Raw genomic sequence first — 7827 nt, 5'->3', positions numbered from 1 at the left:
CGACGGAGGAGGGCAGGGGGATGGTGATGAGAGCAACCCGACACCGATGAAGCCGAGGTGAACACCGCCTCGTTCGATCGGATAGCCTCAGCCCCCGTACCCGGCCCCGCGTCCGGCCCGGTCCCACCGGGGGCCCTTCCCGAGGCGGGCGCGGCGCGTCCCAAGGAGTGAGTTCAGCTGTCGATCGCCATCCTCATCGGTGACCCCCCGGCCGATTCGGCCCTGGAGGACCACCTGCGGGCGCTCGGCTTCACGCCGCGCCGACTGGAAGCGGGCGCCTCCGGACACGTGGCCCGCGCCGCCCGGGCCCTGGAAGGGGCCCTGACGGAGGTGCCGGCCCACGTCCCGGTCGCCGTGGTCGACGCCGACTTCGTCGGCCACCGCCACGCCCTGCGACTGGCCCTCACCGACCCCCGCTTCCCGGCGGCGGCGGCCCCCGGAGTCCTGCTCGTGCGGCCCACCGGCCGGGCCGCGCTGGCCGCCGCCCCCGGGGAGATCGCCGGGGCCCGCCCCGGCGACTCCCGACTCCTCGCCCCGGACACCCCGCTGCCCGACCTGCTGGCGGCCCGGCTGGAGGAGGCGGGCACGACCGTCCACCGCCCCGCGCTCGGCACGCTGGTCGCCGCCGTGCCGCGCACCACCGGGGAACGCGCCGCGGCCCGGGAGCGGGAGGCGGGCGTCGACGACGAGCGGGTGCGCCTGGACTCCGCGGTCAAGTCCCGTGACGGCTTCTTCACCACCTTCGCGATCAGCCCCTGGTCCCGGTACCTGGCACGCTGGTGCGCACGTCGGGGCCTGAACCCCAACCAGGTCACCACCGCATCCCTCGCGGTGGCCCTGATCGCCGCCGGCTGCGCGGCGACCGGTACCCGCGGCGGCTTCGTCGCGGCGGGCGCGCTCCTGCTGTTCTCCTTCGCGCTGGACTGCGCGGACGGCCAGCTGGCCCGCTACACCCTGGCCTACTCCACGCTCGGCGCCTGGTTGGACGCCACCTTCGACCGGGTCAAGGAGTACGCCTTCTACGCGGGCCTGGCCATCGGCGCCGTACGGGCCGGGGACGACGGCACGATCTGGGCCCTGGCCCTGGGCGCCATGGTGCTCCAGACCTGCCGGCACATCGTCGACTTCGCCTTCACCGAGAGCACCGCGCCGCCGACCCCCGCATCGGGCACCGGAGGGGGCACCGGAGGGAAGCCCGCCGACCCCGCCGACCCCGCCGGACGCGCCGCCGCGCTCTCCGGCCGCCTGGACCGGGTGGGCTGGACCATCTGGCTGCGCCGCATGATCATCCTGCCGATCGGTGAACGCTGGGCCCTGATCGCCGTCCTCACCGCGCTGACCACCCCGCGCACCACCCTGGTCGTCCTGCTGGTCGCCGGTGGCTTCGCCGCCTGCTACACCACCGCCGGGCGGCTCCTGCGCTCGCTGCGCCCGCGCACAGCCGGCCCGGCCGCCGCCCGGGCGCTGGGGATCCTCACCGACACCGGCCCCCTCGCCGGCGCCGTGGCCCGACTCACCGCCGGCCGGCGCCGCCCCGGTGGCTTCGCCGCGCCGCTGTGGGCCCTGGCCGCCGTCCTCCTGGCGCCGGCCGCGCTGCTGCTGCCCGGCGTGGCCGGCGCCGTCTGGACCCCCCTGCTCGCCCTCGGCTACGCGGTCTGCGCGGGCCTGGCCGTCGCCGCCCCCGCGACCGGCCGGTTGGACTGGCTGCTGCCGCCGCTGTTCCGCCTCGGCGAGTACGGCACCGTCCTGGTGATCGCCATCCACGCCTCCGGCGCGGATGGCGGATGGGTGAACGCGACCCTGCCGGCCGCTTTCTGCCTGGTGGCCGTCACCGCCTACCATCACTACGACACGGTGTACCGCCTGCGCGGCGGTGCCGGGGCGCCGCCCCGCCGACTGGTCCTCGCCATGGGGGGCCACGAGGGCCGGGTCCTGCTGGTCGTCGCCGCCTCCGCCCTCTGGGCGGCGGGGGGCGCCGGCCTCACCCTCACCCTGGTGATCGCGGCCGGCGCGCTCGCCGTGGTCGTGCCCGCCGAGAGCGTCCGGTTCTGGACCTCCTCCTCGGCGCCCGCCGTCCACGACGAGGTCGACGTGCCCGCCGACCCCACCGCGGATCCGACCGGGAGCCGCGCCGACACCCCGACCGACGATCCCGCCGGCCGCCGCGAGAACGGCCCCGGCGGAACAAGGGAAAACGGAGTACCCGCATGATCGGCCTCGTGCTCGCCGCAGGCGCCGGACGGCGCCTGCGCCCCTACACCGACGCCCTGCCCAAGGCACTGGTGCCGGTCGGGCCCGAGGGGGCCGAGGCGCAGGGTGCCGTCCCCGGTGAACCGAAGAGCGTCCTGGACCTCACCCTCGCCAACTTCGCCGAGGTCGGCCTCACCGAGGCCGCGATCGTCGTCGGCTACCGCCGCGAGGCGGTGTACGAGCGGCAGACCGCCCTGGAGCGGCGCTACGGGGTCAAGCTCACCCTCATCGACAACGACAAGGCGGAGGAGTGGAACAACGCCTACTCCCTGTGGTGCGCCCGGGACGCGCTGCGCGAGGGCGTCATCCTCGCCAACGGCGACACCGTCCACCCGCCCTCCGTCGAGCGCGCCCTCCTGGAGGCCCGCGGCGGTGACCGCCGGATCATCCTGGCCCTGGACACGGTCAAGAACCTCGCCGACGAGGAGATGAAGGTCGTCGTCGACCCGGATACCGGCGTGCGCCGCATCACCAAGCTGATGGATCCGGCCGAGGCGAGCGGCGAGTACATCGGCGTCACCCTCATCGAGTCCGCCGCCGCGGCCGACCTGGCCGACGCCCTGCGCACCACCTTCGAGCGTGACCCCGACCTGTACTACGAGGACGGCTACCAGGAACTCGTGAACCGGGGCTTCCGCGTCGACACCACCCCGATCGGGGATGTGCCCTGGGTGGAGATCGACAACCACGCCGACCTGGCCCGCGGACGGGAGATCGCATGCCGGTACTGACCCGGCTCATCCCCTCGCCGGTCACCGTCGACATCCGTCCGGACGCCCTGGCCGGGCTGGCCGGGCTGCTCGCCGACCAACGCATCGCCCCCACCGGCAAGCTGGCCTTCGCCATCAGCGGCGGCTCCGGCCGCCGACTGCGCGAGCGCCTGGAACCCTCCCTGGGGGGCGCCGAGTGGTTCGAGGTGGGCGGCGGCACCCTGGACGACGCGATCGAACTCGCCGGCGCCCTGAAGGCCGGCCACTACGACGCCGTGGTCGGTCTGGGCGGCGGCAAGATCATCGACTGCGCCAAGTTCGCCGCCGCCCGGGTGGGGCTGCCACTGGTGGCCGTGGCCACCAACCTCTCCCACGACGGCCTGTGCTCGCCCGTCGCGACCCTCGACAACGACGCGGGGCGCGGCTCCTACGGCGTGCCCACCCCCATCGCGGTGGTGATCGACCTCTCGGTGATCCGGGAGGCGCCGCCGCGCTTCGTGCGCTCCGGCATCGGCGACGTGATCTCCAACATCTCGGCGGTCGCGGACTGGGAGCTGTCCCACCGCGAGACCGGGGAGGCCGTCGACGGCCTCTCCGCCGCCATGGCCCGCCAGGCCGGCGAGGCGGTGCTGCGCCACCCCGGCGACTGTGACGACGACGACTTCCTCACCGTCCTCGCCGAGGGGCTGGTACTCACCGGCATCTCGATGTCCATCGCCGGCGACAGCCGCCCCGCCTCCGGCGCCTGCCACGAGATCAACCACGCCTTCGACCTGCTCTTCCCGCAGCGCCGCGCCCCCCACGGCGAGCAGTGCGGCCTCGGTGCCGCCTTCGCGATGCACCTGCGCGGGGCGGGGGCGAAGACCCGGCTGATCATCGAGACCCTGCGCCGGCACCACCTGCCGGTGCTCCCCACCGAGATCGGCTTCGACCCGGAGGAGTTCATCCGGGTCGTGGAGTACGCCCCGCGCACCCGCCCGGGCCGTTACACGATCCTCGAACACCTCGACCTGTCCACCGACCAGATCAGGGACGCGTACGCCGACTATGTCGACCTCGTCAACACCATCGACACCGAGCGGTCCGGGGACCGGCGACGACCGGCCGGGGACCCCGGGGAGGGACGACCGGAGCCGACCGCCCCGGCCCTCCATCGCTGAGCTGCGGCCCGTCGTCCACCCCGAGGGGATCAAGGACCGCCGCAGCGGGGAGCACTGGGCCGGCCGACTGTACATGCGGGAGATCTCCCTGCGCTGGACCCGTCTGCTGGTGAACAGCCGGATCACCCCCAACCAGCTGACCCACCTCATGGTGCTCGCCGGGGTCGGCGCCGGCGCGGCCCTGCTGATCCCCGGCATCCTCGGAGCCGTCCTCGCCGCGCTGCTGATCCAGCTCTACCTGCTGCTGGACTGCGTGGACGGCGAGGTCGCCCGTTGGCGGCGACGGACCTCGGTGACCGGCGTCTACCTGGACCGGATCGGCCACTACCTCGCCGAGGCCGCGCTCCTGGTGGGCTTCGGCCTGCGCGCCGCCGACCTCTTCGCCCGCGAGGGGGCGGGCGGCGAATGGATGTGGGCCTTCCTCGGCACCCTCGCCGCGCTGGGGGCCATCCTCATCAAGGCGGAGACCGACCTGGTGGACGTCGCCCGCAGCCGCAGCGGCATGCCGGCGGTGCGCGAGGAGGCGGCGGTGCCGCGCTCCTCCCGGGTCGCGCTGGCCCGTCGGGCCGCCGCCGCGCTGAAGTTCCACCGCCTGGTCGGCGGGGTGGAGGCGTCGCTGTTCATCCTGGTGGTCGCGATCGCCGACCTGATCGCCGGCGGGCTGTTCTTCACCCGCCTGGGCGTGGTCGTGCTGGCAGCCGTGGCGGTGCTGCAGACCGTGCTGCACCTGATCTCCATCCTCGCCTCGAGCAGGCTGCGGTGAGCGGCGCGGACCCGGGCGACACGGACCCCACCGGCACACCGGGGCGGGAACGGCTCCGCCTCGGCGCGGTGATCATCACCATGGGCAACCGCCCGGCCGAGCTGAAGGCACTGCTGGACTCCGTGGCCGACCAGAAGGGCGCCCCGATCCAGGTCGTGGTCGTCGGCAACGGAGCCCCGCTGCCGGACCTGCCCGAGGGTGTGCGCAGCGTCGAGCTGCCGGAGAACCTCGGCATCCCCGGCGGTCGCAATGTCGGCGTGGAGGCGTTCGGCCCCGCCGGGGAGGAGGTGGACGTCCTGCTCTTCCTCGACGACGACGGCCTGCTGCCCGACCCGGAGACCGCCGAGCGGGTCCGCGACGCCTTCGCCGCGGACCCACGGCTGGGCATCGTCAGCTTCCGCATCGCCGACCCGGAGACCGGGGTCACCCAGCGCCGGCACGTCCCCCGGTTGCGGGCCTCGGACCCGGAGCGCTCCTCCCAGGTCACCACCTTCCTGGGCGGGGCCAACGCCGTGCGCACCCGGGTCTTCGCCGAGGTCGGTGGCCTGCCGGACGCCTTCTTCTACGCCCACGAGGAGACCGACCTGGCCTGGCGCGCGCTGGACGCGGGCTGGGGCATCGAGTATCGCGCCGACTGCGTGCTGCACCATCCCACCACCTCGCCTGCCCGGCACGCCGTCTACCACCGCATGGTGGCCCGCAACCGCGTCTGGCTGGCCCGCCGCAATCTCCCGCTGCCGCTGATTCCGGTCTATCTTTCGGTGTGGCTGCTGCTCACCCTGCTCCGCCGACCCTCCCGGGCCGCCCTGGGGGCGTGGTTCGGCGGGTTCGCGGAGGGCTGGCGGACCCCCTGCGGTCCGCGACGTCCGATGCGCTGGCGGACCGTGTGGCGGCTGACCCGACTGGGCCGCCCCCCGGTCATCTGACAAGCTCGGGTCTGAGAGCATCCATCCACCGGAAACGGCCGGAGGCTCCCGCGGGCCCCGGACGTCGCCGGTTCTGTCGGCTGTGACCAGCGAGGACGAGAGTTTTCCAACGTGAGCGACACAACGCACGAACGTGCGACACCCGGCCCGTCGGAGCCGGGGGAATCCCATCTCACCCCGGCGGAACTGGCCGCCCGCCACGGATTGACCGTGAGTGGCGCCCGGCCCCCGCTCACGGAGTACGTCCGGCAGCTGTGGGGGCGTCGCCACTTCATCCTGGCCTTCTCCCGGGCCAAGCTGTCCGCCCAGTACAGCCAGGCCAAGCTGGGGCAGTTGTGGCAGGTCTTCACCCCGCTGCTCAACGCCTTCGTCTACTTCCTGATCTTCGGCCTCCTGCTCGGCGGTCGGGGCGGGATGGAGATGACCGAGTACATCCCGTTCCTGGTGATCGGGGTCTTCGTCTTCACCTTCACCCAGCAGTCGGTGATGAGCGGGGTCAAGGCGATCTCCGGCAACCTCGGACTGGTCCGGGCCCTGCACTTCCCCCGGGCCTCGCTGCCGCTCTCCTTCTCGCTCCAGCAACTCCAGCAACTGCTCTACTCGATGATCGTGGTCGTGGCCATCCTGCTGGGCTTCGGGTACTTCCCGACCTGGACCTGGCTGCTGATCGTGCCGATCCTGCTGCTGCAGTTCGTCTTCAACTCCGGACTGGCGATGATCTTCGCCCGACTGGGCAGCCACACCCCCGACCTCGCCCAGCTGATGCCCTTCGTGCTGCGCACCTGGATGTACGGCTCCGGCGTGATGTTCCCGATCGGGTTCATGGTCACCGAGCGTGCCGGGGGCCCCCAGTGGGTCGCCGACGTGCTCCTGGCCAACCCGGCGGCGGTCTACATGGAGCTGATGCGCTTCGCGCTGATCGACGGCCCGCACCACCAGAGCCTGGGTGCGCAGTTCTGGCTGCTGGGCGTCGGATGGGCCCTGCTCTTCGGCATCGGTGGATTCGTGTACTTCTGGAAGGCGGAGGAGCGGTACGGCCGTGGCTGAACTCGAGAAGACCACCCGCGCGGGCGCGAAAACCGTGCCCGCCCCCGCGACCGATTCCGCCGGGCAGGCGCCCGCGGCCGACCCCGGGGGACCCCGGGTCCCCACCGTCATCGCGGACGACCTGCACATCGTCTACCGCGTCCAGGGCGGCCGGCAGCGGGGCAACGCCACCGCCGCGCTGCGCCGCATCCTGCGCCGCGAGCCCTCCGGCCGCATCCGCGAGGTGCACGCCGTGCGCGGCGTCTCCTTCACCGCCCACCGGGGCGAGGCGATCGGTCTGGTCGGCTCCAACGGCTCCGGCAAGTCCACCCTGCTGCGCGCCATCGCCGGTCTGCTGCCGGCCGAGCGCGGCCGGGTCTACACCAACGGCCAACCCTCCCTGCTGGGGGTCAACGCGGCGCTGATGAACGACCTCACCGGCGAGCGGAACGTGATCCTCGGCGGTCTGGCCATGGGCATGTCCCGCGAGGAGGTCCGCGAGCGCTACGACGACATCGTCGAGTTCTCCGGCATCAACGACAAGGGCGACTTCATCACCCTGCCGATGCGCACCTACTCCTCCGGCATGCAGGCCCGACTCCGCTTCTCCATCGCCGCCGCCAAGCAGCACGACGTGCTCATGATCGACGAGGCGCTGGCCACCGGTGACAAGAAGTTCCAGAAACGCTCCGAGGCCCGCATCCGCGAACTGCGGGCCACGGCCGGTACGGTGTTCCTGGTCAGTCACAACAACCGGACCATCGAGAAGACCTGCGACCGGGTGATCTGGTTGGAGAAGGGCGAGCTGGTCATGGACGGTCCGACCGAGCCCGTCCTCAAGGCCTACGCGGAGGAGAACGCCAGGTAACCGGCCGCGCCGGCGGACCGCGAGCGACACGCCGCGGTCCGCCGGCGCGCCGGTGCGACGGGGAAGAATGTCGATGAACAGCAGCACCACGGCGGGCACGAACGGCACCGCCCACCCCACGGAC

At 73.1% G+C, this 7827-nt stretch carries 6 protein-coding genes and 1 pseudogene; all 7 read left to right on the top strand.

Features of this window, described 5'->3' with window-relative positions:
* Positions 1–177 precede the first annotated feature (177 nt).
* The 7 genes and pseudogenes from FNQ90_RS07145 (at position 178) to FNQ90_RS07115 (ending at position 7703) form a co-directional block, all read left to right on the top strand.
* The gene (locus FNQ90_RS07145; protein WP_182605512.1) at positions 178–2211 is read left to right on the top strand and encodes a DUF5941 domain-containing protein; all 2034 of its coding nucleotides are present in this window, start codon (positions 178–180) and stop codon (positions 2209–2211) included.
* Complete coding sequence (locus FNQ90_RS07140; RefSeq protein WP_182605507.1) at positions 2208–2981, top strand: phosphocholine cytidylyltransferase family protein; 774 nt, start codon at positions 2208–2210, stop codon at positions 2979–2981. Before FNQ90_RS07145 ends, FNQ90_RS07140 begins: the two co-directional genes overlap by 4 nt.
* Positions 2969–4027, top strand: a pseudogene (locus FNQ90_RS07135) (iron-containing alcohol dehydrogenase family protein); the annotation flags it as partial. The gene FNQ90_RS07140 and the pseudogene FNQ90_RS07135, both read left to right, overlap by 13 nt.
* Before the next feature lie 166 nt (positions 4028–4193).
* Entirely contained in the window at positions 4194–4883 is a 690-nt protein-coding gene (locus FNQ90_RS07130) for a CDP-alcohol phosphatidyltransferase family protein (RefSeq protein ID WP_228470934.1), read from the top strand.
* Positions 4884–4963: 80 nt separating this feature from the next.
* Positions 4964–5809, top strand: coding sequence for a glycosyltransferase family 2 protein (locus tag FNQ90_RS07125; protein WP_182605511.1), 846 nt, complete (start codon positions 4964–4966; stop codon positions 5807–5809).
* A gap of 111 nt (positions 5810–5920) precedes the next feature.
* Complete coding sequence (locus FNQ90_RS07120) at positions 5921–6856, top strand: ABC transporter permease (protein WP_182605503.1); 936 nt, start codon at positions 5921–5923, stop codon at positions 6854–6856.
* A 34-nt stretch (positions 6857–6890) separates the two neighbouring features.
* The gene (locus tag FNQ90_RS07115; protein ID WP_182605509.1) at positions 6891–7703 is read left to right on the top strand and encodes an ABC transporter ATP-binding protein; all 813 of its coding nucleotides are present in this window, start codon (positions 6891–6893) and stop codon (positions 7701–7703) included.
* Positions 7704–7827: the final 124 nt, after the last annotated feature.

Origin of the sequence: Streptomyces alkaliphilus (assembly GCF_014141535.1) — a bacterium.
GTDB lineage: Bacteria > Actinomycetota > Actinomycetes > Streptomycetales > Streptomycetaceae > Streptomyces > Streptomyces alkaliphilus.
This window is presented reverse-complemented; position numbering and strand designations above follow the sequence as displayed.

Excerpts from the sequence above, each read along its gene's own strand:
- FNQ90_RS07140 (WP_182605507.1), top strand. The coding sequence starts at position 2,208 with ATGATCGGCCTCGTGCTCGCCGCAGGCGCCGGACGGCGCCTGCGCCCC.
- FNQ90_RS07130 (WP_228470934.1), top strand. The coding sequence starts at position 4,194 with ATGCGGGAGATCTCCCTGCGCTGGACCCGTCTGCTGGTGAACAGCCGG.
- FNQ90_RS07125 (WP_182605511.1), top strand. The coding sequence starts at position 4,964 with ATGGGCAACCGCCCGGCCGAGCTGAAGGCACTGCTGGACTCCGTGGCC.